This window comes from Poseidonocella sedimentorum (assembly GCF_900116005.1).
Taxonomy (GTDB): domain Bacteria; phylum Pseudomonadota; class Alphaproteobacteria; order Rhodobacterales; family Rhodobacteraceae; genus Poseidonocella; species Poseidonocella sedimentorum.
This window is the reverse complement of the sequence record NZ_FOYI01000001.1, coordinates 203,958-229,057: the sequence shown is the minus strand read 5'-3', so window position 1 is coordinate 229,057 and position 25,100 is coordinate 203,958. Positions and strand designations below refer to the sequence as shown.

General features: G+C 67.0%; 19 protein-coding genes and 1 tRNA gene. 13 read left to right on the top strand and 7 right to left on the bottom strand.

The window, feature by feature from the left end:
- Positions 1 to 63 precede the first annotated feature (63 nt).
- The 5 genes from BM353_RS01110 to BM353_RS01090 all read left to right on the top strand — a co-directional run bounded on the left by BM353_RS01110 (position 64) and on the right by BM353_RS01090 (position 6,824).
- A complete protein-coding gene (locus BM353_RS01110; protein WP_092075759.1) occupies positions 64 to 1,782 on the top strand; it encodes a peptide ABC transporter substrate-binding protein in 1,719 nt (572 codons plus the stop codon).
- A 31-nt stretch (positions 1,783 to 1,813) separates the two neighbouring features.
- Positions 1,814 to 2,845 (top strand): ABC transporter permease, encoded by a 1,032-nt coding sequence (locus BM353_RS01105; protein ID WP_092075757.1) that lies wholly within the window; start codon positions 1,814 to 1,816, stop codon positions 2,843 to 2,845.
- Positions 2,832 to 3,743, top strand: coding sequence for an ABC transporter permease (locus tag BM353_RS01100; protein WP_092075755.1), 912 nt, complete (start codon positions 2,832 to 2,834; stop codon positions 3,741 to 3,743). Before BM353_RS01105 ends, BM353_RS01100 begins: the two co-directional genes overlap by 14 nt.
- Before the next feature lie 76 nt (positions 3,744 to 3,819).
- On the top strand, positions 3,820 to 5,499 hold the full coding sequence (locus tag BM353_RS01095) for an amidohydrolase family protein (RefSeq protein WP_092075753.1): 1,680 nt from the start codon (positions 3,820 to 3,822) through the stop codon (positions 5,497 to 5,499).
- Between the two features lie 242 nt (positions 5,500 to 5,741).
- Complete coding sequence (locus BM353_RS01090) at positions 5,742 to 6,824, top strand: YeeE/YedE family protein (protein WP_092075751.1); 1,083 nt, start codon at positions 5,742 to 5,744, stop codon at positions 6,822 to 6,824.
- On the opposite strand, the gene BM353_RS01085 is transcribed toward BM353_RS01090, so the two are convergent.
- Positions 6,760 to 8,037, bottom strand: coding sequence for a DUF3422 family protein (locus BM353_RS01085; protein WP_092075749.1), 1,278 nt, complete (start codon positions 8,035 to 8,037; stop codon positions 6,760 to 6,762). The genes BM353_RS01090 and BM353_RS01085 overlap by 65 nt on opposite strands.
- Before the next feature lie 127 nt (positions 8,038 to 8,164).
- Positions 8,165 to 8,584, bottom strand: coding sequence for a PaaI family thioesterase (locus tag BM353_RS01080; protein ID WP_092075747.1), 420 nt, complete (start codon positions 8,582 to 8,584; stop codon positions 8,165 to 8,167).
- A gap of 115 nt (positions 8,585 to 8,699) precedes the next feature.
- On the opposite strand from BM353_RS01080, the gene trmFO reads away from it, so the two are divergent.
- Together trmFO and gluQRS are read left to right on the top strand one after the other, a co-directional pair.
- Positions 8,700 to 10,052: a methylenetetrahydrofolate--tRNA-(uracil(54)-C(5))-methyltransferase (FADH(2)-oxidizing) TrmFO gene (gene trmFO / locus BM353_RS01075; protein ID WP_092075745.1), complete on the top strand. Its 1,353-nt coding sequence runs from the start codon at positions 8,700 to 8,702 to the stop codon at positions 10,050 to 10,052.
- Positions 10,049 to 10,909: a tRNA glutamyl-Q(34) synthetase GluQRS gene (gene gluQRS / locus BM353_RS01070; protein WP_092075743.1), complete on the top strand. Its 861-nt coding sequence runs from the start codon at positions 10,049 to 10,051 to the stop codon at positions 10,907 to 10,909. The genes trmFO and gluQRS overlap by 4 nt, the downstream gene beginning before the upstream one ends.
- On the opposite strand, the gene hisI is transcribed toward gluQRS, so the two are convergent.
- Positions 10,890 to 11,249: a phosphoribosyl-AMP cyclohydrolase gene (hisI, locus tag BM353_RS01065; protein ID WP_092075741.1), complete on the bottom strand. Its 360-nt coding sequence runs from the start codon at positions 11,247 to 11,249 to the stop codon at positions 10,890 to 10,892. The genes gluQRS and hisI overlap by 20 nt on opposite strands.
- 66 nt (positions 11,250 to 11,315) lie before the next feature.
- Between hisI and BM353_RS01060 the strand changes: the two genes are divergently transcribed.
- Positions 11,316 to 11,762: an iron-sulfur cluster assembly scaffold protein gene (locus tag BM353_RS01060; protein ID WP_092075739.1), complete on the top strand. Its 447-nt coding sequence runs from the start codon at positions 11,316 to 11,318 to the stop codon at positions 11,760 to 11,762.
- Positions 11,763 to 11,838: 76 nt separating this feature from the next.
- Complete coding sequence (locus BM353_RS01055; protein WP_177220415.1) at positions 11,839 to 13,251, top strand: methyl-accepting chemotaxis protein; 1,413 nt, start codon at positions 11,839 to 11,841, stop codon at positions 13,249 to 13,251.
- A gap of 158 nt (positions 13,252 to 13,409) precedes the next feature.
- Here the strand turns inward: BM353_RS01055 and BM353_RS01050 are convergent, their stop codons facing one another.
- From BM353_RS01050 to dnaG, 4 genes are all read right to left on the bottom strand, one after another.
- Entirely contained in the window at positions 13,410 to 14,843 is a 1,434-nt protein-coding gene (locus BM353_RS01050; protein WP_092075735.1) for an NAD(P)(+) transhydrogenase (Re/Si-specific) subunit beta, read from the bottom strand.
- Between the two features lie 13 nt (positions 14,844 to 14,856).
- Positions 14,857 to 16,431: a Re/Si-specific NAD(P)(+) transhydrogenase subunit alpha gene (locus BM353_RS01045; protein WP_092075733.1), complete on the bottom strand. Its 1,575-nt coding sequence runs from the start codon at positions 16,429 to 16,431 to the stop codon at positions 14,857 to 14,859.
- Between the two features lie 542 nt (positions 16,432 to 16,973).
- Positions 16,974 to 18,950: an RNA polymerase sigma factor RpoD gene (gene rpoD, locus BM353_RS01040; protein ID WP_092075731.1), complete on the bottom strand. Its 1,977-nt coding sequence runs from the start codon at positions 18,948 to 18,950 to the stop codon at positions 16,974 to 16,976.
- A 188-nt stretch (positions 18,951 to 19,138) separates the two neighbouring features.
- Positions 19,139 to 21,130, bottom strand: coding sequence for a DNA primase (dnaG, locus tag BM353_RS01035; RefSeq protein ID WP_092075729.1), 1,992 nt, complete (start codon positions 21,128 to 21,130; stop codon positions 19,139 to 19,141).
- Positions 21,131 to 21,228: 98 nt separating this feature from the next.
- Between dnaG and BM353_RS01030 the strand changes: the two genes are divergently transcribed.
- The 4 genes from BM353_RS01030 to BM353_RS01015 all read left to right on the top strand — a co-directional run bounded on the left by BM353_RS01030 (position 21,229) and on the right by BM353_RS01015 (position 25,025).
- Positions 21,229 to 22,362, top strand: coding sequence for an alpha-hydroxy acid oxidase (locus BM353_RS01030; RefSeq protein ID WP_177220414.1), 1,134 nt, complete (start codon positions 21,229 to 21,231; stop codon positions 22,360 to 22,362).
- Positions 22,363 to 22,555: 193 nt separating this feature from the next.
- A complete protein-coding gene (locus tag BM353_RS01025; protein ID WP_092075727.1) occupies positions 22,556 to 23,197 on the top strand; it encodes a YrbL family protein in 642 nt (213 codons plus the stop codon).
- Positions 23,198 to 23,304: 107 nt separating this feature from the next.
- A tRNA-Gly gene (locus BM353_RS01020) sits at positions 23,305 to 23,379 on the top strand.
- A gap of 131 nt (positions 23,380 to 23,510) precedes the next feature.
- Positions 23,511 to 25,025 (top strand): malonate--CoA ligase, encoded by a 1,515-nt coding sequence (locus BM353_RS01015; protein ID WP_092075725.1) that lies wholly within the window; start codon positions 23,511 to 23,513, stop codon positions 25,023 to 25,025.
- The last annotated feature ends 75 nt before the right edge of the window (positions 25,026 to 25,100 follow it).

The following is a 25,100-nucleotide window of genomic DNA, read 5'->3' as shown; positions in this document are numbered from 1 at the left end:
GGTGCTATCTGAAGTTGAATGGACCGACGGGTATGACGCCTGCGTAACAGGGGGCTTTTACGCATGACGACACGCAATGCGCTGTTCGGCGCAATTCTCGGCGCCATGACGAGTGTCGGCGCCGCGCCCGAAGTCTGGGCCGAGCGAGGCTCTGACGGGCATCTCAACATCATCTACTGGCAGGCGCCCTCGACGCTGAACCCCTACCTTTCCGGGGGCTCGAAAGAGACCGAGGCCGCTTCGCTCGTGCTGGAGCCGCTGGGGCGGTTCGACGAGACCGGCGCGCTGGTGCCCTATCTTGCGCGCGAGATCCCCACCGTTGCCAATGGCGGGGTGGCCGAGGATCTGACCGCGATCACATGGGTGCTGCGCGAGGGGCTGACCTGGTCCGATGGCACGCCGCTGACCGCGCGGGATGTCAAGTTCACTGCCGATTACTGCATGGATCCGCAAACCGGCTGCGCCCAGCGCGCCAAATTCGACGGGGTGCGCGAGGTTGTCGTGGTGGACGATCTGACCGTGACGGTCGCGTTCGACCAGCCGACCCCCTACCCCTACACTGCCTTCATGGGCGCCCTCTCGCCCATCCTGCAGCAAGCCCAATTCGCCGATTGCATCGGCGCCGCGGCGCCGCAATGCACCGAAGCCAACTTCGCACCGATCGGGACCGGCCCCTTCCGCGTGACCGAGTTTCGCACCAATGACGTCATCACCATGGAGGCCAACCCGGCCTATCGCGATCCGGCCAAACCGGCCTTCGCGACGCTGACCTTCAAGGGCGGGGGCGATGCGGCCTCGGCGGCGCGCGCGGTGTTGGAGACGGGCGAGTTCGACTATGGGTGGAACCTGCTGCTCGCGCCTGACGTGCTCGCGCGCATGGCGACGGGCGGCACGGGCCGAACGGTCACCGCCTTTGGCGCCATGGTCGAGCGGCTTGAGCTGAACCTGACCAACCCCGCGCCGGATCTGCCCGGCTCGATCCGCTCCACGGCCGCCGAGCCGCACCCGATCCTGAGCGATCCGGAGGTGCGCGCCGCGCTCTCCATGGCGATTGACCGCGCGTTGCTGGCGGAAATCGGCTTCGGGATCGCTGGCCGGCCGACCTGCAACCTGATCCCAGCCCCGGCGATCTACGCCTCCGACAACACCGCCTGCCTGACCCAGGACATCCCCGGCGCCAAGGCGCGGCTGGAGCGTGCGGGCTGGATCGACAGCGATGGCGACGGGGTGCGCGAGCGCGACGGCATCCGCCTCAAGCTGCTGTTCCAGACCGCGACCAACGCGGTGCGGCAGGATTTCCAGGCGGTGATCAAGCAGTGGTGGGCGGAGATCGGCGTCGAGACCGAGCTGCGCAACATCGCGCCCTCGGTCTTCTTCGGCGGCGATCCGGGCAGCCCGGACACGGTCCAGAAATTCTATGCCGATGTGCAGATGTACGCCAACAGCTTCGACGGGACGGACCCGCAGGCCTATCTCGCCCAGCTCACCTGCGCCAATGCCCCCCGCCCCGAGACCCAGTGGCAGGGGATGAACGTGCCGCGGTTTTGCGATCCGGCCTATGACGCGCTCATCGAGGAGCTCAAGACGACCGGCGATCTGGAGGCGCGCGGCCGCATCGCGCGCGCGCTCAACGACATGGTCACCCGCGACAGCCACGTGACGATCCCGCTGGTTGATCGCGGCCGGGTCTCGGCCCATGCCGCAACGCTCGGCGGCGTGGTGCTCAACAGTTGGGACAGCGAGCTGTGGAACGCGGCCGACTGGTATCGCATCGATCCGTGAGCCGCGGCGCCTCTCGCCCGGGGCCGCGCTGATGCCGGGCCGCGCCCTGCGCCGGATCGCGGTGACCTTGCCGACGGTCCTTTTGATCAGCTTCGTGATCTTCGCCCTGCTCGACGCCGCCCCGGGCGATCCGATGGCGCAGATGCCGCTGACCATTCCTCCCGACGTGCGCGCGGCGATGCGCGAGGCGCTCGGGCTCGACGCGCCGATGCTCACCCAGTTCGGCCACTGGCTTTGGCAATTCTTCGTCATCGAGCCGCTCCACCTGATGGATCGCCTCCTCGGCACCGGCCTCGCCGGCGAGAGCGCGCGCGTGATCTCCTGGCAGACCCGCGCCCCGGTGATGGACACGGTCATCGAGCGGCTGCCCCAGACGCTCTGGGTCGTGGGGCTGGGCTATCTCATCGGCGTGCTCATCGCCCTGCCCGCAGGCATCTATGCCGCCGCCCGGCCCCACTCCCGGTTCGACCGGATCGCGACGCTGCTCGCCACGCTCGGATTCTCGCTGCCCACATTCTTCACCGGGGTGCTCCTGATCGTCGTCTTCTCCGTCGGGCTCGGCTGGTTCCCCTCGATCTACGACACCACCCTGCGCGTCACCTCGCTCGACACCCTCGGGCAGCAACTGCGCCAGATGGTCCTGCCGGTGAGCGTCATCGCGCTCTACAACGCCGCCCAGATCAGCCGCTTCATGCGCGCCGCCATGCGCGACGCGCTGCAGGAGGGTCACATCCGCACCGCCCGCGCCAAGGGGCTTTCGGAGCGCGCGGTGGTCCTCGGCCATGCGCTGCGCGGCGCGATGCTGCCGGTAGTCACGGTGCTCGCCCTCGGCGCGCCGCAGGTCTTCGCGGGCGCGATCATCACCGAACAGGTCTTTCGCGTGAACGGGCTCGGCCAACTGCTCATCACCGCGATTCAGGCCAATGACCTGCCCATGGTCCAGACGCTGACCGTGATCTTCGCGCTGCTGATCGTTGCGGCCAACCTGCTGGCCGATCTCGCCTACGGGCTGCTCGATCCGCGCATCAAGGCCGGGGTTGACCGGCATCATGGCCGTGGCTGAGCCCCGCGCCCTTCCGGCCGCGCCCGGGCGCGCGCGCGCGCTGCGCCGTCTGCTCGCCGCGCGCGGTGTGGCCACCGGCGGTGCGCTCCTCGCGGCCCTGCTGCTCGGCGCGCTCTTCGGCCCGCTCCTTTGGGGGCAGGATCCGGCGCATATCGACCTCACCGCGCGCAACCTCGGCGCCTCGCCCGCCCACCCGCTCGGCACCGACCAGCTCGGGCGCGACCTGCTGGCCCGGCTCATGGCGGGGGCGCGCGTCTCGCTCGCGGTGGGGCTCTCGGCGACCGGGCTCGCGCTGCTGATCGGCACCGGCGTCGGCCTTCTGGCGGGCATGGTGCGCTGGCTCGACGCGCCGCTCATGCGCCTGACCGACCTCTGCCTTGCCCTGCCGCTCCTGCCGCTCCTGCTGCTGATGATGATGCTCTTTCGCGCGCCGCTCGCCGCGCTGACCGGGCCCGAAGGGGGCATGTTCCTGCTCATGGTCGCCGCCATCGGCCTCACCTCCTGGATGCAGATCGCGCGCCTGTTGCGCGGCGAGGTGCTGCGGCTGCAGGCGCTGGAGTTCACCCGCGCCGCCCGTGCACTCGGGGTACCGCCCGCCCGGCTCGTGGCGCGCCACATCCTGCCCAACGCGCTCTCGCCGATCCTCGTCTCCGCCGCGATCTGCCTCGCCCAGGCGATCCTGACCGAAAGCGCGCTGTCCTTCCTCGGGCTCGGCTTTCCGCCCGATTTCCCCACCTGGGGGCGGCTCCTGCTGGAGGCCATCGATCACCTCCAGACCAACCCCGGCCGCGCCCTCTGGCCCGGCGGCGCCATCACCGCGACGGTGCTGGGCGTCACCCTCCTCGCCGACGGGCTCACCGAGGCCCTCGACCCGCGCCGCCGCACGCGCGTCCCCTAGGCCCAAGCGCGCCCCGCGACAAGATCGCCCGATCCGTGCTAGGCTCGCCCCAAAGCGGGCCGAGCGGGAGCGGGATATGACAGTCACAAGGCGCGGCTTCATGGCGGGCGGTCTGGCGCTCTCGGGCTGCGCGCCCTTCACCTATCAGGACGCGCTGATCTGCGAGCCGCCCATCCCCGAGGGCCCGATCCGCATCGACATGCACTGCCACCTGCTGAACATGCGCGACGCCTCCGAAGGCCCCTTCGTCGCCCGGCGCATCTTCAACCTCGAAGAGGACGCAGCCCCCGCCGTCGAAAACATCGCCGTCGCCCTGACCGAAGCCATCGCCTCGATTCTCGGCGTGGGCACATGGGGCATCCAGCGCGAGCGCGAATACCTGCGGGTCGAGCTCAACAAACCGCTCGACCTGACGCCCGAAGGCGGCCGCAAACCCGCGCGCCAGTCCAACCGGGATTTCTGTTTCTTCGCGGGCAACACCCAGCCGGGCATCTTCCGGGCCAGCGCCGAGCGCCAGATCACCGGATTTTTCTCCACCCGCATCCGCAACGCGGCGCGGATGATGACGCTTTTCCCCGATATCGACATCTTCCTGCCCTCGATCGTCGATCTTTACGAAGGGCCCAAGATCGCCGATTACATGCGCCAGATCGCCTTCTACAGTGACCTTGCGCTCGCCACGCGGGGCCGCTTCCTGCCGCTGGCCTCCTTCACCCCGGAACGCGAATACGAGGATCGCGAACTCTTCGGCCGTTCGCCTGATGATCCGACCCGTCCGAGCCAGATGTTCTGGCTCAAACGCGCCATCGACCATTTGGGCTTCGTGGGCGTGAAGCTGCATCCGTCCTCGGGGTTTTCACCGCATGACAACCTCCGCTGGGGCTGTCTCAACACGCCGCGCCAACGCATTCGGGAAAGCGACCGGGACCTCTACGCCCAGTTCGACGCCTATGACGGCTACATGGATGAGCTCTTCGCCTTCTGCAAATCGCGCGACGTGCCGGTGCTGACCCACAACAGCGACGGGCTCTCGGCCAACCGCCGCTGCATGCAAGGCGCCCAGCCCGAGGGCCACGGCGCCCGGCAGCTTGCCCCCACGGGCGAGATGGGCGACCCGGCGCTTGGCGAGTGGACCTATGCCGCGCGCGGGACCGGGGCGTTTGAGACCCGGGCCGAAGAGGACTGGACCAACGCGCCCGGCGCATGGATCGCGGCCAAGGAGGCGGCGGACACCGCCCACCCCGGCGCGCCGCTCAAGGTCATCCTGAGCCATCTCGCCAACGCCTTCGATCATCTCCGCCGCGGGCCGGATCAGGTGGAATTGCGCCCCTCCCGCTGGCTTGAGATCGCCGCCGAGGCAACACGCCGCCACCCCGATCTCTATATCGACCTTTCCGAGATCAACGAATTCTTCGCCCCCGGCATGATCGACGGGCATCGAGAACTCCTCCGCCGCCTCCTGCGCGACACACCGGGCCTTGAGGATCACATCATGTATGGCAGCGACTGGCACATGCCCGCCACCGCTCTGACCGGGGCCGAGTATCCCGCGCTGATCGAGAGTCTCCTGCCCGCCGCCGCGCGTCCCGACGTCATGGGCCGCACCGCCGCGCGGGTCTTCGGTCTGCGCCCCGGCGGTCAGACGCGCGCCCGCCTCGCCCGGTTCTTTGCCGATCCGCCAAGCGTGCTCGGCACCGCGCGCCCGGCGGACAATTCCCTGCCGCTCTCGGAAATCCCGTGGTGGACCCGGGTCTGACCGAGGCATCGCCGAGACGTAGTCAAATAAGACCATCGTTGCCCGCTGCGCCGCTCTCACATGACAGCGTCACGGGCCGCGCGCCGAGCGTCCGGACCCTGTTCGGCGCATCTCTGCCGCAAGCGGAACACCGTTCCCCGACCTTGCCCCAGCGGCAGGCGCTTTTCCCTTGATCCGGGCGCGATCCGGCGGCATGTCACCGCGATCACGCATCATGCTGTCACGACGGGTGGAGTCTTGCCATGTTCGAATCCTTTGGTTTCGAGTCCCTCACCGCGCCACAAGCGGCGGTCTGGTTCGCCGCGATCCTTGGCCTCACCTTCGGGTTTCTCGCCGCGCGCACGCGGTTTTGCTTTCGCCGCGGCCTTGTGGGCGGTGACCGCCGCCAAGCGCTCGGCGTCTGGCTGACCGCGCTGGCCGTGTCCGTGATCGGCACGCAAGGCGCCGTCGCCGCCGGGCTCATCTCGTTCGACGATCACCGCTTCATGGCGGCGGACCTGCCCGCGATTGCCATCGTCATCGGCGGGCTCCTGTTCGGCGCGGGCATGGTGCTCACGCGCGGCTGCATCTCGCGGCTGACCGTCCTGACGGCGGGCGGCAACCTGCGCGCGCTTACCGTGGTGATCGTCTTCGCCGTGACCGCCCACGCCGCGCTCAAAGGCGTGCTTGCCCCCCTGCGCACTGCGCTCGGCTCCGTCACCCTCCCGCTCGGCGAGGCCGTCTCGCTCGCCGCCTTGCCCGGCGGCGCGCTCCTTTGGGCCGCTGTCCTCGCCGCTGGCGCGCTCGTCGTGGGCCTGCGTTCGGGCAATCGCACCGGTTCGCTCATCATGGCAGCGCTCATCGGAGCGCTGGTCCCGCTCGGCTGGGTCGGCACCGGCTTTCTGCTCTATGACGACTTCGATCCCATCGCGATGGAGAGCCTGTCATTCACCCTGCCCCACGCCGAAACACTCTTCTGGACCGTGGCCAGCACCTCGATCCCCGCAGGCTTCGGCACCGGCCTCATTGGCGGAACGCTGGCGGGCGCACTCGTCTCGGCCCTCGCTTTTCGCGAATTCACCTGGGAAAGCTTCGAGACCCCGGCGCAGACCGGACGTTACCTGCTGGGAGGGCTCTTCATGGGCCTGGGCGGCGTACTCGCCGGCGGCTGCACGCTCGGCGCGGGTCTCTCGGGCGTCCCGACCCTCTCCGTTGCCGCGATCCTCGCGATCCTCTCCATCGCCGCAGGCGGGCTCATCGCCGGCCGGCTGGTCGATGGGGTCACTCCATTTTCTCGCGGATCCGCCGGATCATCAGCAGGACGGCCAGCACAACAGGCGGCGTGACCAGCGCGATCAAAAGCCCCTTGCTCATCCCCAGCCACCCGGCGACCGGATAGAGCAGATAGCCCGCGAGCGAGACCGCGTAGTAGCTGATCGCCACGACGGAGAGCCCCTCGACCGTCTTCTGAAGGCGCAGTTGCAGATCCGCCCGGCGGTCCATGCTTGCCAGGAGCGCCTGGTTCTGGGCCGAACGTTCCACATCGACCCGTGTGCGCAACAGCTCCGCCGCCCGGATCGCCCGGTTGGCAAGCGCCCCAAGCCGCGCCTCGGTGCTCTTGACGGTGCGCATCGCCGGATCGAACCGGCGCAGCATGAACTCCGCGAAGGTCTGCCGCCCGTCGAAGCGCACCTCGCGCAGCACCTTGATCCGCTCCAGCACCAGCGCCTCATAAGCCCCGGTCGCGCCGAAACGGAAGGCCGCACGGGCGGAAAGCGATTCCAGTTCAGCCGAGATCGCCAGCAGCTGGCGCAGGGTCTCTTCCGCCGCGCCGTCCTGCGACGTCATCCGGTCCATGAGCTGGGTGAGGCGCGTGTCGAGCGCGCCCATCTGGGCCGACATCTCCCGCGCCCGCGCAAGGCCCAGCATCGACATCGTCTTGTAGGTCTCCACCTCGCAGAGCCGCTGGACGATCCGGCCGACGCGCCGCGCATTGGCCTCGGGTTCGGAGAAGACCGCAAAGCGCAGATGCCCGCCCGCATCGATGCGAAAATCCCCCGCGATCACCGCCGTGTCATCGAGAACCGACGACACCGCCACGCTCTCGGCCACGAACCACTCCGCCACCAGCGCCTCGATCCGGTCCGGCGCGGGGCGCGGCTCGACCCGGATCATCGCCGATGTCATCCGCACGCCGGGCGCGCCGGCCAGCCATTCCTCGGGGAAAACCTCGGTCTCGGCCGCATCGAAGGGCCGCGGCGAGACCCCCTCGGCGAAGGCGGTGTAGGTGACGAATTCGGTGTGCTGTTCCCACTTCAGCCGGTGCCGCCCGATGCGGCAGGAATGATGCGTCGCGCCCGGGGCGGGATGGGCCGCGCCGTGCCGGTCCAGCAGGGCCAGAAGATGCGCCCGATCCTCGCCGCGATCGCGCGCGGCGGCATCCTCGGGCTGCTTGATGGCGACGAAATGCACCATCGCCGGGGCGGTGAGCTTTGGAAATGGCCGCGCGTGGAGCTCGTTGGCAAGCTCGAAGCGTCGGGGGTGATCTTCTATCGGCATCCGCGTCTCGGCTGGGCCGCTCCCTCATCCGTCCGGTCCCCGCGAGCATAGCGCAGACGGGGCGGCTGTACAGGAATAATCCTTTGGATACCAAGGCTTGTCGGTGCGCCGCGGTATACGGGAGGGCTCACTGCGGCGGACGCGAATAGGTGAGCGAGGCCCGCGCCACGGGCGCGTCGTCGCCCTCCGAGGTGATCAAGGCCTCCCCCACCGCGAGCACCCGCCCGAGCTTCAAAAGCCGCACCTGCGCCAGCAGATCGGCCCCCGCGCGCGGTTTGCGCAGAAAATCGATCGAGGCATTGGTGGTCACGGCCAGCGCCTCCGGCCCCACGCTCGCGAGTATCGCGAGATAGACGCCGACATCGGCCAGCGCGAACATCGCCGGGCCCGAAACGGTCCCACCCGGGCGCAGGTGACGCTCATCGGTCAGAAGCCGCAAGGTCAGCCCCACCTCGGCCACCGCCTCGATGCGAAACGTCTCCGCCACCTGCGGGAATTGAGCCTTGAGAAACGCCTCAAGCGCCGGAATATCCATCTTCAGCGGCATGTGCGCCTCCCCCCTCGTCGCGGCTGACCGTGGCAAGCCCGCGCGCGCCATGCAACCCCGCGTTTCGGCGGTTTCCCCCGTGACAGCACGCGCCAAACCCCCTACATGGCGGCACATGACACAAGAGCTTCATATCATCGGCGGTGGCATGGCCGGGTCCGAGGCCGCGTGGCAGGCCGCCAATGCCGGCGTGCCCGTGGTCATCCACGAGATGCGCCCCCAGACCGGCACCTTCGCCCACCAGACCGGCAACCTCGCCGAGATGGTCTGCTCCAACTCCTTCCGCTCCGACGATGACGAGCAAAACGCTGTGGGCCTGCTGCATTGGGAAATGCGCGCGGCCGACGGGCTCATCATGGCCATGGCCGACCGGCACCGCCTGCCCGCCGGCGGCGCGCTTGCCGTGGACCGCGAGGCGTTTGCCGAGGCCGTGACCGCGGCGCTGCGGGCCCATCCGGGGATCCGTGTCGAGCCCGGCGAGATCGACCACCTCCCCCAGAGCGGCCAATGGATCATCGCCACCGGCCCGCTCACCTCCGCCAGCCTTGGCGCCGCGATCGCCGCGGAGACCGGCGAGGATCGGCTGGCGTTTTTCGACGCAATCGCCCCCATCGTCCATGCCGACAGCATCGACATGGAGAAGGCCTGGTTCCAGTCGCGCTACGACAAGGGCGAGACCGAGGAGGAGCGCCGCGCCTATCTCAACTGCCCGATGGGCCGCGACCAGTACGAGGCCTTCATCGACGCGCTGCTCGCGGCCGAGAAGACCGAGTTTCACGAAGGTGAAACGGCCGGGTATTTCGACGGCTGCCTGCCGATCGAGGTCATGGCCGAGCGCGGCCGCGAGACGCTGCGCCACGGCCCGATGAAGCCGGTGGGCCTCACCAACCCGCACGCACCCGACGTCAAGGCTCATGCCATCGTCCAGCTCCGGCGGGACAACGCGCTCGGCACGCTCTTCAACATCGTGGGCTTTCAGACCAAGATGAAGTATGGTGCGCAAACCGATGTTTTCAAAATGATTCCCGGGCTTGAGAATGCCCGTTTCGCGCGCCTTGGCGGGATCCACCGCAACACGTTCCTCAACTCGCCCACCCTGCTGGACGCCCAGATGCGCCTGCGCTCGCGCCCGAACATCCGCTTCGCCGGTCAGGTGACCGGTGTGGAAGGCTATGTCGAGAGCGCCGCGATGGGCCTGATCGCGGGGCGCATGGCCGCCGCCGAGATCCTCGGCCAGCCGCTTCCCGATGTGCCGCAGGACAGCGCCATGGGCGCGCTCATCCATCACATCACCGGCGGGGCCGAGGCCAAGACCTTTCAGCCGATGAACGTCAACTTCGGGCTCTTCCGTCCGCTCGACGGGCTGCGCGGCGGGCGGCGGGGCCGCAAGGAGCGCTACAAGGGCTACACCGACCGCGCCAAGGCGGCCTGGACCGAGTGGCTCGCGCAGGCGCACGCCCCCGCGTGATCACCCGCTTCGCCCCGTCCCCCACCGGCCCGCTGCACCTCGGCCATGCCTATGCGGCGCTGGTGGCGGAGAGGCTGGCGGCCGGTCACGGGGGCAGGTTTCTGGTGCGGATCGACGATCTGGACCAAAGCCGCAGCCGGCCGGCCTGGGAGGCACAGATTTTCGATGATCTGCACTGGCTCGGGCTTGATTGGCCGGTCCCGGTGCGCCGCCAGTCGGACCACCCCGCCGAGTACGCCAGCGCCCTGGGCCACCTCACCGAGATGGGCCTCACCTACCCCTGCCGCTGCACCCGCCGCGACATCGACGCCGCCGCCAGCGCGCCGCAAGAAGGGGCACCAGAGTTTGGCCCAGACGGCCGGATCTATCCCGGCACCTGCCGCGCCCGCCCCATGGCGGAGCGAGGCCCGACCGACGCGATCCGCCTCGACATGGCCCGCGCGGCGGCGCGCCTGACCGGCGATCCGGGGTTTGACGAGATCGGCCCGGGTTTCGCCGGGCGCCACCGGCTCAGCGCGGAGGATCTGATCACCAGCATCGGCGATATCGTGCTCGCGCGGCGGGACATGGGCGCGTCCTATCACCTCGGCGTCGTGGTGGATGATGCGGCTCAGGGCGTGAGCCATGTGACCCGCGGCGAAGACCTCTTCGAGGCGACCCGCATCCATGTGCTGCTGCAACATCTGCTCGGCCTGCCGACTCCGGTCTATCATCACCACGCGCTGATCCGGGACGAGACAGGAAAGCGGCTCGCCAAACGCGACGACGCCCGCGCCATCGCAACCTATCGCGCCGAGGGGCTTGGCCCCGCAGATCTCCGGGCAATGCTGCCGGAAATCAGCTCATCGGCGCCATGATCTCGACCTCTTCGCCGTCCTGCACGGCGGTGTAGAAGCAGCTCCGGCGATTGGTGTGACAGGCGGGGCCGGTCTGGTTGACGAGGACCAGAAGGCAATCGCTGTCGCAATCGACGCGCAGCTCGACCAGCTCCTGCACATGCCCGCTCGTCTCGCCCTTCACCCAGAAATCGGCCCGCGAGCGCGACCAGTAGGTGACGCGGCCCGTCTTGAGCGTCCGCGCCACGGCCTCGGCATTCATCCAGGCCATCATCAGCACCTCGCCCCCCGCCGCATCCTGCGCGATCGCCGGAATAAGGCCCTGAGCATCATACTTTAGTCGGGAGGGATCGAAGGGCACGGGGTTTCTCCTTTGCATTGCCGGAGGCCTCGCCTATCTAAATCAAGGGGCCGCAAAGAGAAAGCCATGTCCGACAGCGATCTGATCAAGCTCTATTCTTCGCGCATCCTCGCGCTCGCGGCCGATATCCCCCGTCTGGGCCAGCTCGACGCCCCGACGGCCCGGGCCCGCAAGCGCTCGCCGCTCTGCGGCTCCACCGTGACGGTCGATGTCAAATTCGAAGATGGCGTCGTGACCGACTACGCCCAGGACGTGAAGGCCTGCGCGCTCGGTCAGGCATCGGCCTCGGTGGTGGGCGAGGCGGTGGTCGGCGCGACGGAGGCCCAGATCCGCGCGGCCCGCGATGCGCTGGAAGCGATGCTGAAGTCCGGCGGCCCGCCCCCCGCGGCGCCCTTCGACGGGCTTGAGGTCCTGCTGCCTGCACGCGCCTACAAGAACCGCCACGCCTCCATCCTGCTCACGCTCGATGCGATCACCGAAGCGCTCGACATGGCCCGGCAAAGCACAGCCTGATTTAACGCGATCTTCAACCTTGTCTGACTTTTTGGCCCGAACCCGACGGATGCCAGATCAAGCGCAAGGATCCCTGATGACCGCCCTGCAAGACCTCAATACCCGGCCGACGCCGGACCGGAATCTGACTTCCATCGTCGAGACCAGTGCTTCTCTGGGCTATGAGATCGTCGATCTGGCGGGGTTTCTCGACGACGTGGACGCGCGCTCCAAGGCGCAGCAAGCCGCGCTTGATGGCGTCTATAGCGGCGCGCGTACCCTGGCCGAGAGCAACAAGCGCGTCTCCGCGGCGATCGACCGGGTGATCGAGACCGCCGGTGAGATGGACGCCAAGGTCAGCGGCTCGCTTGACGGGCTCGCCGCCGACAGCGAGCGCATTGGCGAGGTGAGCGCTTTTGTCCAGACCCTTGCGGGCAAGATGGGCGAGGTGAGCGATGCGCTGGCCGATGTTCAAAGCAGCACCGCCCAGATCTCCGGCATCGCAACGCAAGTCAACATCCTCGCCATCAACGCCAAGATCGAAGCCGCCCGCGCGGGCGAGGCCGGGCGCGGCTTTGCCGTCGTGGCCGAAGAGATCAACGAGCTGTCGAACCGCACCGCCACCTCCGCCTCGGGGATCCGCGAGAGCATCGACCGGTTGGCCGAGTGGATCGCCGGGTTCCGCAAGGAAGCCGACCACGCAGGCGGCGAAGCCGCGCTCGTCCAGACGTCCTCCGGTCAGGTGCAGGAAACGCTCGGCACGATCGCAAGCGCCGCCAAGGACACCGAGACCCGCGCCCGCGAAATCGGCGATGAGGCCGAGAGCGTCCGCGGTGCTGTCGAGGGGTTCCTGCCGGCCTTCGAAGAGATGCACCACGCGAGCCGCGCGATCACCCAGAGCATCAGCGCCGCCCGCGACCGGACGCACAAGCTCATCGATCAGGGTGAAACGATCCTCCAGCGCGGCGTGGCCGCCGGCGGCGGCAGTTCCGACGACCGCTTCATCACCCGGGTGAAACAGGACGCGGCCCAGATCGGCGCGCGTTTCGAAGAGGCGCTGGAGCGTGGGGTCATCTCCTCCGGCCAGCTCTTCTCGACCGACTACCGCGCGATTCCCGGCACCGATCCCGAGCAGGTGATGACCCCCTTCACCAGCCTCACCGACAAGCTCCTGCCCCCGATCCTAGAAGCCGCACTGGCCGCGGATCGGCGGATCGTCTTCTGCGCTGCGGTGGATCGAAACGGCTACCTGCCCACGCACAACAAGCAGTTCTCGCAGCCTCAGGGCAACGACCCGGTGGAAAACGCCGCCAAGAGCCGCAACCGCCGCATCTTCAATGACCGTGTCGGGCTCAAGGCCGGCCGCTCCGAAGCACCCTTCCTGCTTCAGGTCTATCGCCGCGATATGGGCGGCGGCAATTTCAAGATGATGAAGGACCTCTCCGCCCCGATCATGGTGCGCGGGCGGCACTGGGGCGGGCTCCGCCTCGCCTATGAATTCGGCCGCTAGGCCGCGCTCTTCCCGGGACGCTGCTCCCGGCTTCCAAAGCAAGCAGGCGGTGCGCGCCAGTCCCCAGGGCCCGCCGCCAACGAAAAGCGGCCCGCCAACCGGCGGGCCGTTTTTTTCTTTGCCTCATGCGGCGGGGCATACCCCGCCGCCCGCGCGTCTCAGTTGATGCGGGTCAGAAGTTCGTCGAGCGACTTCTTGGCATCCCCGTAGAACATCCGCGTGTTCTCTTTGAAGAAAAGTGGGTTCTCGATGCCCGAATAGCCCGTGCCCTGTCCCCGTTTGGAGACGAAGACCTGCTTGGCTTTCCACACTTCCAGCACCGGCATCCCGGCGATGGGCGAATTGGGATCATCCTGCGCGGCCGGGTTCACGATGTCATTGGAGCCGATCACGATCACCACGTCCGTATCGGGGAAATCGTCGTTGATCTCGTCCATTTCCATCACGATGTCATAGGGCACCTTGGCCTCCGCCAGCAGCACGTTCATGTGCCCGGGCAGACGGCCCGCAACGGGGTGAATCGCGAAACGCACGTTCTTGCCCTTGCCCCGCAGCCGCTTGGTCAGTTCGGAGACCGATTGCTGCGCCTGCGCCACCGCCATGCCGTAGCCGGGCACGATGATGACGCTGTCGGCCTCATCAAGCGCGGTCGCGACGCCATCGGCATCGATCGCGATCTGCTCGCCTTCAACCGCCATCGCAGGGCCGCTCGTGCCGCCGAAGCCGCCGAGGATCACCGACACGAAGCTGCGGTTCATCGCCTTGCACATGATGTAGCTCAGGATCGCCCCCGAGGAGCCCACCAGCGCGCCGACCACGATCAGCAGATCGTTGCCCAGCGAGAAGCCGATCGCCGCCGCGGCCCAGCCCGAATAGGAGTTGAGCATCGAGACAACCACCGGCATGTCGGCCCCGCCGATGCCCATGATCAGGTGATACCCGATGAAGAGCGCCGCGATGGTCAGGATCAGCAGCGGCAGGAAGGCGCCGGAGCCGAGGTACCAGATCAGGCAGATCAGCGACAGGATCGCCGCGCCCGCGTTGAGAAGATGCCCGCCCGGCAGCTTGGTCGCCGCAGAGCCGACGCGGCCCGACAGCTTGCCATAGGCGATGACCGAACCGGTGAAGGTCACCGCGCCGATCCAGATCCCGAGCGCCGCTTCGACGCGCAAGATGTTGACCTCGACCGCTTCTTTCTTGGCGAGAAGCGCCGCAAAACCTTCAAGCGCCTGCTTCTCCGCCGCGTCCATGGCGAGGACACGGCCCAGCTCGACGTGTGCGATGAAGCCCACGAAGACAGCCGCAAGGCCGACAAGCGCGTGCATCCCCGCGACCAGTTCCGGCATCTGGGTCATCTCGACGCGCGAGGCGAGCATGTAGCCGATCGCCCCCCCGCCTGCGATGAGGATGAGCGACAAGAGCCAAAGCCCCGAGCCCGGGCCGATCAGCGTCGCGACGACCGCGATGGCCATCCCGACGATGCCGTACCAGACCGCGCGCTTGGCGCTTTCCTGCCCCGAGAGCCCCCCGAGTGACAGGATGAAGAGCACCGCTGAAACGACATAAGCCGCTGTGGTAAAACCGAATTCCATGATCTGCGCCCCCTTACGATTTCTGGAACATGGCGAGCATGCGCCGGGTCACGAGGAAGCCGCCGAAGATATTGATCCCGGCCATGAAGACCGAAAGCGCGGCGAGAAGAATCACCAGAAATGAGCCCGAACCGATTTGCATCAGCGCGCCCAGAATGATGATCGAGGAGATCGCGTTCGTTACCGCCATGAGCGGGGTGTGCAGGCTGTGCGAGACGTTCCAGATGACCTGGAAGCCCACGAAGACCGCGAGGACGAAGACGATGAAGTGCTGCATGAAGCTTGCAGGGGCCACGAGGCCGACCGCGAGCAAAAGCACCGCGCCCACGGTGAGCAGCGTGACCTGTTGCTTGGTCTGGGCCTTGAAGGCGGCCACTTCTGCTGCGCGTTTTTCCTCGGGCGTGAGCTCCTTGGGCGCCTCCTTCTTGGGCGCGGCGGCGATGGCCTGCACCTTTGGCGGCGGCGGCGGGAAGGTGATCTCGCTCTTGTGCGCGATGGTCGCGCCGCGGATCACGTCATCCTCCATGTCATGCACCGCGACACCGTCTTTTTCCGGCGTCAGATCCGTCATCAGGTGGCGGATGTTGGTCGCATAGAGCGTCGAGGATTGCGTCGCCATGCGGCTCGGGAAATCGGTGTAGCCAACGATGGTCACGCCGTTTTCCGTGACGATCTTCTCGTCCTTCACCGTGAGCTTGCAGTTGCCGCCCCGCTCGGCCGCGAGATCGATGATGACCGAGCCCGGTTTCATGGCCTTGACCATGTCTTCGGTCCAGAGCTCGGGCGCCTCGCGGTTGGGGATGAGCGCTGTGGTGATGACGATGTCGACCTCGGGCGCTAGTTCGCGGAACTTGGCGAGCTGTGCTTCGCGGAATTCCGGGCTGGACACGGAGGCATAGCCGCCGCTCGATGATCCATCCGCCTGCTCTTCCTCGAAGTCGAGGTAAACGAATTGGGCGCCCATGGATTCGACCTGTTCGGCCACTTCGGGCCGCACGTCGAAGGCATAGGTGATCGCGCCGAGCGATGTCGAGGTTCCGATCGCGGCAAGCCCGGCCACACCGGCCCCGACCACGAGCACCTTTGCCGGCGGGACCTTGCCCGCGGCGGTGATCTGCCCGGTGAAGAAGCGGCCGAAGTTGTTGCCCGCCTCGATGACCGCGCGGTAGCCCGCGATATTGGCCATGGACGAGAGCGCATCCATCTTCTGCGCGCGCGAGATCCGCGGGACCATGTCCATCGCGATGACCGAGGCACCCTTTTGGGAAGCGGCCTCCATCAGCGCCTCGTTGGACGCGGGATAGAAGAAGGAAATCAGGGTCTTGTCGCCGTTGAGGCGCTTGACCTCCGTGTCGGTCGGCGGGCGCACCTTTGCGATGATGTCCGCGTCCTTCCACAGCGCCGCGGCGGTTTTGGCCACGGCAACCCCGGCGGCTTCATAGTCGGCGTCAGCAAATCCCGCCGCCACACCCGCGCCGCTCTCAATGATGCAGTCATATCCGAGTTTCTGAAGCTGAAGCGCCGAGTCAGGCGTCATCGCGACGCGTGCCTCCCCTTCGAGCACCTCTTTCGGTGTTCCGATCTTCAAATGTCCGTCCCCCTTGCGTCAGAACGAGGTTGCGCCGCTTGACGCGGCTTGTTGCATGCAGGGCTCGCCCACAAGACACCGATGCGCATAGAGCATAGCAAGCGCGGCGGTTAAACCGACCATTTAGGCTATTGTACACTTCGGGAAGCCCACAATGCGAACTGCGACAATCTTGTGCAAGTTTCTTTTCGGAAACAGAGGGTAGGCATACGAATGTATACGCCGGGTTGCCCTTTTAAGGTCACAATCTGTCGTTTGGACTGTGGTGCCCTGGCCGGCCCGAATCAACAGGTTGGCGAGGAGGGGAAGCCGGCGATGCCGGCTTGCCTCCGGCGGAAGTATTTTTAAAGAGAAGAAGCGGGGGCGTGGCGTTTGCCTTGGCACTCGGTTTTGAGCGCTCTCGTTTGTCGCCAAATGCCATTCCGATAGCACAAGGGCAACAGCGTTTGCCACGGGCGCCAGCGCGACGCCGAAGGCGGCGCAACTCAAAGGCGTAGCGCGCGGGCTTGCCCGCGCGCTTCCGTTTGATCACTAGACCCGGGTTATTGGTCGAGGAAACTGCGAAGCTTGCGCGACCTGCTCGGGTGCTTCAGTTTCCGCAGCGCTTTGGCTTCGATTTGCCGGATGCGTTCGCGGGTGACAGAGAATTGTTGGCCCACTTCTTCCAGCGTGTGGTCGGTGTTCATGCCGATCCCGAAGCGCATGCGCAGCACGCGTTCTTCGCGCGGGGTGAGGGATGAGAGGACGCGGGTTGTGGTTTCCTTCAGGTTCTCCTGAATCGCCGAGTCGAGCGGCAGGATTGCGTTCTTGTCCTCGATGAAATCGCCAAGCTGGCTGTCTTCCTCATCACCGATAGGTGTCTCCAGAGAGATCGGCTCCTTGGCGATTTTCATCACCTTGCGGACCTTCTCCAGCGGCATTTGCAGCTTGGCGGCCAGTTCTTCCGGGGTGGGCTCGCGGCCGATCTCGTGCAGCATCTGGCGGCCCGTGCGCACCAGTTTGTTGATCGTCTCGATCATGTGCACCGGGATGCGGATCGTCCGCGCCTGGTCCGCGATGCTCCGCGTGATCGCCTGGCGGATCCACCAGGTCGCGTAGGTGGAGAACTTGTAGCCGCGGCGGTATTCGAACTTGTCCACCGCCTTCATCAGGCCGATATTGCCTTCCTGAATGAGATCAAGGAATTGCAGCCCACGGTTGGTGTATTTCTTGGCGATCGAGATCACCAGTCGCAGGTTGGCTTCGACCATTTCCTTCTTGGCCTGCCGCGCCTCTTTTTCGCCCTTCTGGACCTGGCCCACGATGCGGCGGAATTCGGAGATGTCGAGGCCGACGTATTGGCCGACTTGCGCCATGTCCGCGCGCAGTTCCAGCGCCTTGTCGGTGTGGCGTTCAGCGAACATCTGCCAGCCGCGACCCGGTTTCTCGGCCATGCGGTCGAGCCAGCCGGGATCGAGTTCGTAGCCGCGGTATTCGTCCACGAATTCACGGCGGTTGATGCGCGCCTGGTCGGCGAGTTTGACCATGGCGCTGTCGATCTGCATCACGCGGCGGTTGATGCCGTAGAGCTGGTCGATCAGGGCCTCGATGCGGCCGTTGTGCAGGTGCAGCTCGTTGACAAGCTCGACGATTTCGCTGCGCAGGTTCTGGTATTCCGCTTCCTGCGTTTCGGAGAACGTCCCATCCTCGTTGATGGTGGCGGAAATCCGGCTGTCCTGCATTTCCGACAGGCGGGAGAAATCCTCGGCGATCCGGTCGAGCGTCTCCAACACGCGCGGCTTGAGCGCCGCTTCCATCGCGGCGAGCGAGAGGTTGGCCTGATCGTCCTCGTCCTCGTCATCCTCGGTCTGGAGCGGGTTGCCATCGGCGTCGAGCTCCTGGCCCTCTTCCTTCTTGGCGTTCTCTTCCGTCAAGGGCGCGGCCACGGCCGGCTCTTCGTCGCCCTCTTCGCCCAGCTGGTTGCCGAAGGTGGTCTCAAGATCGATCACGTCACGCAGCAGGATATCTTCGTCGAGAAGTTCGTCACGCCAGATCGTGATCGCCTGAAAGGTCAGCGGGCTCTCGCAGAGCCCCGCGATCATGGTGTTGCGCCCTGCCTCGATGCGTTTCGCGATGGCGATCTCGCCCTCGCGCGACAGCAGTTCCACCGAGCCCATCTCGCGCAGGTACATGCGCACAGGATCATCGGTCCGGTCGAGCTTTTCGGATTGGCCGGAGGACAGCGCCACGTCGCCGCCACGGTTGGCCTCGACGACTGCGGTGGACTTCTGCTCCTCCTCCTCGACCTCTTCATCCTCGATGATGTTGATGCCCATTTCCGAGAGCATCGACATCACGTCTTCGATCTGTTCGGAGTTGACCTGATCCGGCGGCAGAACCTGGTTGAGCTGGTCGTAGGTGATGTAGCCCTTTTCCCGCGCCTCCGAGATCATCTTCTTCACGGCGGCTTGGCTCATGTCGAGAGAGACGTCGTCCTCACCCGATCCTTGCTTGCTGTCGTCGGTATCTTTGGGGGCCATGCAATGCTCCTCGCGGCGGATGGATGGGCGACCTCGGGCGGGCCGAAGTGCTGTGGCGCTCGTATCGCGGTCGGTTGTCGCGCCCGAGGTCGGGCGCAAGTGATTCGGCGATTTCGAATCATTTAGCGTCTTGGAGCGATTCGAAAACCCGGTAGTGGGTGTTTTCTGTATTAATTCTCAGTCTGAGGTCATTTTTCCCCTGTCGGGCCGCTCCGGCCCTGACTGATTCGCGCCAGCAGGTCATCCAGCTTGCCGCGTTCGTCGCGCCGAATCGGCAGGCCATTGTCGGCGATGTCGTGCTCGGTGCTGTCCCCTTGCTGGCTGCGCGTGGCGCTGAGCACGGCGGCGGAGGCCTGTCCCAGACGCCATGTCACAGATTCATCCGCCGCGCCGCTGAGGTCCTCGCAGGCCTCGGCAATCTCTGCGGCGAGGCCGCGATGAGCATCGAGCTTGGTAAGCTCTTCTTCCAGCGTCAATCGGGCAAACTCCGCATTTCCCGGGTGGCGTACCGCGGGCACGATCGCCACATGGTCAGCCGTGAGCAGGTTTTCAAGCGCCTCGGCCCCGAGATTTTGCATCAAAGTCTCCCGGAAGGCCTCCGCTCCCTGCCCCGCACCGGCGTTTGCGGCGCGCAGGATCGCATCGCGCGTGCGCGCAAGAGACGGCTCCGAAAAGCGCAATCGCTCCAGCCGATCCTCGAATTCCTCGATCACCTGGGGCGTGGCAATCAGCGTGGCGAGGATCACGGTTTCGCGCAGCCGGTCTTGCGCGCCCTCGTCGCCCCGCGCGAGCAGCGAGGCGCGGGTGGTGGCGCGCGGCGCGATGGGTTGTGTCTTGAAGGCCCCGCCGCGTTTCTGCCCGCCCGGCCGGTTCATGGAGGCGCCGCGCTCGGGGCGTTTGCGGAAGAGCTGCCAGAGCAGGTCCTTTACTTCGCGCTCGTAGTGGCCTTTGAGCACTGGGTCCTGAATCGCCGAGACCGCCTGGCGCAGGGACTTGTCGAGCGCGGCCTTGCGTTCCGGGCTGTCGAAGACGCGCCCCTCCGTCTCGCGCCGCCAGAGCAGCGAGAGCAGCGGCGCGGCCGCATCGAGCGCGCCCTGCACCGCCTCCGGCCCCTTGGCGCGGATCAGATCGTCCGGGTCCATGCCATCGGGCATCAGCGCAAAGCGCAGCGCACGGCCCGCGGCCAGCAGCGGCAGCGCAATGTCGATCACCTTGTAGGCCGCGCGCAGGCCCGCCGTATCCCCATCGAGCGCGATGATCGGCTCGGGCGCGATGCGCCACAACAGGTCCAGATGCTGCGGCGTCACCGCCGTGCCCAGCGGCGCGACGGCCCCCTCGAACCCCGCCTCCGAGAGCGCGATCACATCCATGTAGCCCTCGGCAACGATCAGCGGCGCGCCCCGCCCCGCCGCCGCACGGGCCGGCCCGTGGTTGTAAAGCGTGCGCGACTTGTCGAAGAGCTGGGTCGCGGGGGAGTTGAGGTATTTGGCGTTGTCATCCGGGTCCATCGCCCGGCCGCCAAAGGCGATGCAGCGCCCGCGCGGATCGCGGATCGGGAAGATGATCCGGTCGCGGAAGACATCATAGGGCCGGTTGCCCTGCTTGCCCTCGCGTACGAGCCCCGCATCGAGCATCATCTGCGGCGCGATCCCCTTGGCCGTCAGGTGGTCAAAGAGCCCCTGCCAGCCGGCGGGGGCATAGCCGATCTCGAATGTGCCTTGCGTCTCGGCCGCCATGCCGCGCTTGTCGAGATAGGCCCGCGCCGCGGAGGCCGCGCCAGTCCGGAGCTGGAGCCGGAAGAACTTCACCGCCTCTTCCATCACGTCGGCGAGCTGGGTCGCCCGGTCGGCCTTTTCCTGGGCCTTGGGATCGCGTGCGGGCATCTGCATCCCGGCCTCGCGGGCGAGGATCTCGACCGCCTCCATGAAGCTCGCGTTTTCCGTCTCCTGCACGAACTTGAACACATCGCCCTTCGCGCCGCAGCCGAAGCAATTGTAGAATCCCTTGCGGTCGTCGACGTGAAAGGACGCGGTCTTTTCCTGGTGGAAGGGGCACGGGGCCCACATGTCGCCCTTGGCCTGGTTGGATTTGCGCGTATCCCACATGACCTTGCGGCCCACGACCTGGGTCATGCTCAGGCGATTGCGCAGCTCGTCAATAAATCCGGGTGGGAGACTCATGGCCGGAGTATCTCTCCGGCGACCGCCGCTGTCCAGACGCGACGCCGCGCGCCGATCCCATCTGGACATCGCCGGGACGTCATATGAATGTGCGCCGCATGGATCTCGACTCCCTTTACCCCGGCCTTGAAGACCTGCGCGCAAAGGCGCGCCGGCGCATCCCGCATTTCGTCTGGGAATACCTCGACAGCGCAACCGGGCAGGAACGCACCCGCGCCCGCAATCGCCAGCATCTCGACGACGTGCGCTTCATGCCATCGATTCTCCACGGCGAGACGGTGCCCGACCTCTCGACCACCCTGCTGGGCCAGCGCTTCGCCCTGCCCTTCGGCATCGCGCCGGTGGGGATGTCGGGGCTCATCTGGCCTGATGCGGAGCGGCTTCTGGCCAAGGCCGCGACGGAGGCCCGGATCCCCTACGCGCTCTCGACCGTCGCGACCCGGCGGCCGGAAGATCTCGCGCCGCACCTGAGCGACAACGGCTGGTTCCAGATCTACCCGCCGCCCGATCCAGCCATGCGGCGCGACATGCTGGCGCGCGCCAAGGCGGCGGGGTTCCGCGCGCTGGTGCTGACGGTCGATGTGCCGGTGCCCTCGCGGCGCGAACGACAGGTCCGCTCGGGCCTGACCGCGCCGCCGCGCCTGAGCCCGCGGATCCTCGCCCAGATCGCCACATGCCCGGCCTGGGCCCTTGGAACGCTGCGCCACGGCATGCCGCGGATGGCGCTGATCGACGACTACGCCGGCAAGACCGCCGGGCTCTCCAGCATCTCCCACGCCGGCTACATGCTACGCACCTCGCCCGACGCGAGCTACCTCGACGCGCTCCGCGCTGAATGGGACGGCCCGCTCATCGTCAAGGGCGTGCTGCAGGCCGCCGACGTGCCGCGGCTCGAAGCGGCCGGGGCGGACGCGATCTGGATCTCCAATCACGCCGGGCGCCAGTTTGACGCCGCCCCATCCACAGTCGAAGTACTGCCGGCAATCCGCGCGGCGACCGGGCTGCCCCTGCTCTTCGACAGCGGCATCAGCGGCGGACTCGACATCCTGCGCGCTCTGGCCCTCGGGGCGGATTTCGTGATGCTCGGCAGCGCCTGGCACTACGCCCTCGGCGCACTCGGCCCCCGCGGCCCGGCCCACCTCGCCCATATCCTGCACGCAGATCTCATCGCCAATCTCGGCCAACTGGGCATCGCTGATTTGTCAGATCTGCCCAAACGCCTCATCGACTGACTGTCGCGCCACAACAGCCAAGGCGACCGGAAAATGATCGATCATTTTCCGTGCCGGAATGTGATTGATCACATTCCGATTCCCCCGGCCCCACCCGCGCGCTACCATCTCCGGCACGCGCAGGCAGACCCGGCTCGAGGGGCCGCGGAACCCATAGCCCGCGCAGTGACTTGAGATCGAAACCGGAGCAAAGATGATCATCGACCTGTCCCACGCACCTGTGCTTCGACGCGGAGGAAAGCGGTCTGTTTTCGAACACCCGACCGCGCGCAACCAGCTCATCAAGGTGTTGATGCCGCGAACGCGCAAGAAAGAGGCGCGGCGCGGGCTTTGGGAGCGCCTGACCAAGCCGCCCTATGAATGGGAATACCTGCGCGAGTTGCGCATGGTTTACGAGGTGACCCGGCGGGCGGGCGGCATTCCGCGCCTGCCCATCGTCGAGAGCGCGGGCCTGGTGCGCACAACCGAAGGGCTGGGCCTGTCGATCGAGCGGATCACCGCGCCCGACGGCCAGCTTGCGCCCACCATGCGCGATCTGCTCGAGAGCGGCGCGTTCACCGCGGAGCATCTGCGCAGTCTCAATCACTTCGTCGCCGAGATCTATCGCCTCGGTGTCGTCGCCAACGATCTCGCGCCGCACAATATCGTTTACGAGGCCGCCACCGGCCATGCGATCATGATCGATGGCTTCGGCGAGCGCACGCTCATCCCTCTGCATCTGTGGAGCCAGCGCGCCAATGCCCGCCATCTCGACAGCCGCTTCGAGCGCTATGCCGCGCAATATCAGGGCCTGCGGTGGGATCGGGCCCGCCGATCGTTTCACCTCGAAACCTGATCGCGCGGGCCGGGACCGGGGCTGGCGCGAAGAAAAGTTCTCCCCGGCTCAATTTTCCTCTTGCAGCCAATCGCGCAGGTTTATAAATGACGCCTCACCCAATGGATGCGGGCGTAGCTCAGGGGTAGAGCATTACCTTGCCAAGGTAAGGGTCGTGAGTTCGAATCTCATCGCCCGCTCCAATTAAACCACCCGACATATCATGCTCGATGAGAGCAACCGCCCCGGGCGGTCGGGCCGCGCTTGTCGGCCCCGTGCAGCGTGTGGCAAAGCTTCTGGCGACTCGCACGATTTCGACAGGGGGACCGCGCCCATGACCAACCCGCTCTTCGATACACTTTTTGGCGCGCATGTTGGCCGCTCCGATCCGTTCCTGCATCTGCCGGACGGCCAGACCCTGACGTACGACGCTTTTCTCCAGACCGCTGCGCGATTGGCCCGGCTCACCGCACGTCTCGGCCTGACCCCGGGGGACCGGGTCGCCGTTCAGGTGGCCAAGTCGCCCGACGCCCTCGCGCTCTACGCCGCCTGCGCGCAGGCCGGGCTCGTCTTCTTGCCGCTCAACACCGCCTATACCGGCGCAGAGCTGGCCTATTTCATCGAGGATAGCGGCGCGGCCCTTGTAGTCTGCGACACGCGTGACGAGGCCGCGCTGGCGCCCCTCTGCGCCACGCTGGGCGCCCGGCTGGAGACCCTCGGCGCAGACGGCGCAGGTTCGCTCATGACCAAGGCCGCCGAGGAAGCGCCCCGGTTCCAAACCGCCGCGCGCGCATACAGCGATCTCGCCGCACTGCTCTATACCTCGGGCACCACCGGCCGCTCCAAGGGGGCGATGCTTACGCAGGAGAACCTTCTGACGAACGCGCTGACGCTGGTCGAGGCCTGGCGCTTCACCGCCGACGACGTGCTGCTCCACGCGTTGCCGATCTTCCACACCCACGGGCTCTTCGTCGCCACCAACATCACCCTCGCCGCAGGCGGGTCGATGATCTTCCAGCCGCGGTTCGATCTCGACGCGATCTTCGCGGCCCTGCCCCGCGCCACGACGATGATGGGCGTGCCCACCTTCTACACCCGGATGCTCGATGATCCGCGCCTGACCCGCGCCGCGACCGAGCACATGCGCCTGTTTGTCTCCGGCTCCGCTCCCCTTCTCGCCGAGACCCACGCCGCCTTCGCGCAGCGCACCGGCCAGGCGATTCTCGAGCGCTACGGCATGACCGAAACCGGGATGAACAGCTCCAACCCCTATGAGGGCGCGCGCCGGGCCGGGACCGTGGGCCCGCCCCTGCCCGGCGTCGAGGTCGCGATCACCGAGGCCGAGAGCGGCGCGCCCCTGCCGCAGGGAGAGATCGGACAGATCGAGGTGCGCGGGCCCAACGTCTTCGCGGGCTACTGGAACATGCCGGAAAAGACCGCCGCTGAGCTGCGCGAAAACGGGTTTTTCCAGACGGGCGATCTGGGGCGCATCGACGAGGCGGGCTATCTGCACATCGTCGGGCGCTCCAAGGACCTGATCATCTCGGGCGGGCTCAACATCTATCCCAAGGAGATCGAGACCCTGCTCGACGCCCAGCCCGGCATCCGCGAGAGCGCGGTGATCGGCGTGCCCCATCCCGATTTCGGCGAAACCGTGGTGGCGCTTCTCGTGCCCGAGCCGGGGGCCACGCCGCAGATCGACGCGATCACCGCGGCCGCGCGGGCTGAACTTGCCCGGTTCAAGATGCCGCGCGAGATGATCTTGGTGGATGATTTGCCGCGAAACGCGATGGGCAAGGTCCAGAAGGCGCAGCTCCGCGCCAGGTACGCGGATCTTTTCACCGGCTGACGCCCTGCTGGCCCGCCGATGCTGCCCTGACGCTGGTGCAAAGCCGCCATCGCCGCAGCGCATCCCGGGCGCGAT

Bases quoted from the DNA above. Each gene is read 5' to 3' on its own strand.
- BM353_RS01110 (WP_092075759.1), top strand. From the start codon at position 64: ATGACGACACGCAATGCGCTGTTCGGCGCAATTCTCGGCGCCATGACG.
- BM353_RS01105 (WP_092075757.1), top strand. From the start codon at position 1,814: ATGCCGGGCCGCGCCCTGCGCCGGATCGCGGTGACCTTGCCGACGGTC.
- BM353_RS01100 (WP_092075755.1), top strand. From the start codon at position 2,832: ATGGCCGTGGCTGAGCCCCGCGCCCTTCCGGCCGCGCCCGGGCGCGCG.
- BM353_RS01095 (WP_092075753.1), top strand. From the start codon at position 3,820: ATGACAGTCACAAGGCGCGGCTTCATGGCGGGCGGTCTGGCGCTCTCG.
- BM353_RS01090 (WP_092075751.1), top strand. From the start codon at position 5,742: ATGTTCGAATCCTTTGGTTTCGAGTCCCTCACCGCGCCACAAGCGGCG.
- BM353_RS01085 (WP_092075749.1), bottom strand. From the start codon at position 8,037: ATGCCGATAGAAGATCACCCCCGACGCTTCGAGCTTGCCAACGAGCTC.
- BM353_RS01080 (WP_092075747.1), bottom strand. From the start codon at position 8,584: ATGCCGCTGAAGATGGATATTCCGGCGCTTGAGGCGTTTCTCAAGGCT.
- trmFO (WP_092075745.1), top strand. From the start codon at position 8,700: ATGACACAAGAGCTTCATATCATCGGCGGTGGCATGGCCGGGTCCGAG.
- BM353_RS01060 (WP_092075739.1), top strand. From the start codon at position 11,316: ATGTCCGACAGCGATCTGATCAAGCTCTATTCTTCGCGCATCCTCGCG.
- BM353_RS01055 (WP_177220415.1), top strand. From the start codon at position 11,839: ATGACCGCCCTGCAAGACCTCAATACCCGGCCGACGCCGGACCGGAAT.
- BM353_RS01050 (WP_092075735.1), bottom strand. From the start codon at position 14,843: ATGGAATTCGGTTTTACCACAGCGGCTTATGTCGTTTCAGCGGTGCTC.
- rpoD (WP_092075731.1), bottom strand. From the start codon at position 18,950: ATGGCCCCCAAAGATACCGACGACAGCAAGCAAGGATCGGGTGAGGAC.
- dnaG (WP_092075729.1), bottom strand. From the start codon at position 21,130: ATGAGTCTCCCACCCGGATTTATTGACGAGCTGCGCAATCGCCTGAGC.
- BM353_RS01030 (WP_177220414.1), top strand. From the start codon at position 21,229: ATGGATCTCGACTCCCTTTACCCCGGCCTTGAAGACCTGCGCGCAAAG.
- BM353_RS01025 (WP_092075727.1), top strand. From the start codon at position 22,556: ATGATCATCGACCTGTCCCACGCACCTGTGCTTCGACGCGGAGGAAAG.
- BM353_RS01015 (WP_092075725.1), top strand. From the start codon at position 23,511: ATGACCAACCCGCTCTTCGATACACTTTTTGGCGCGCATGTTGGCCGC.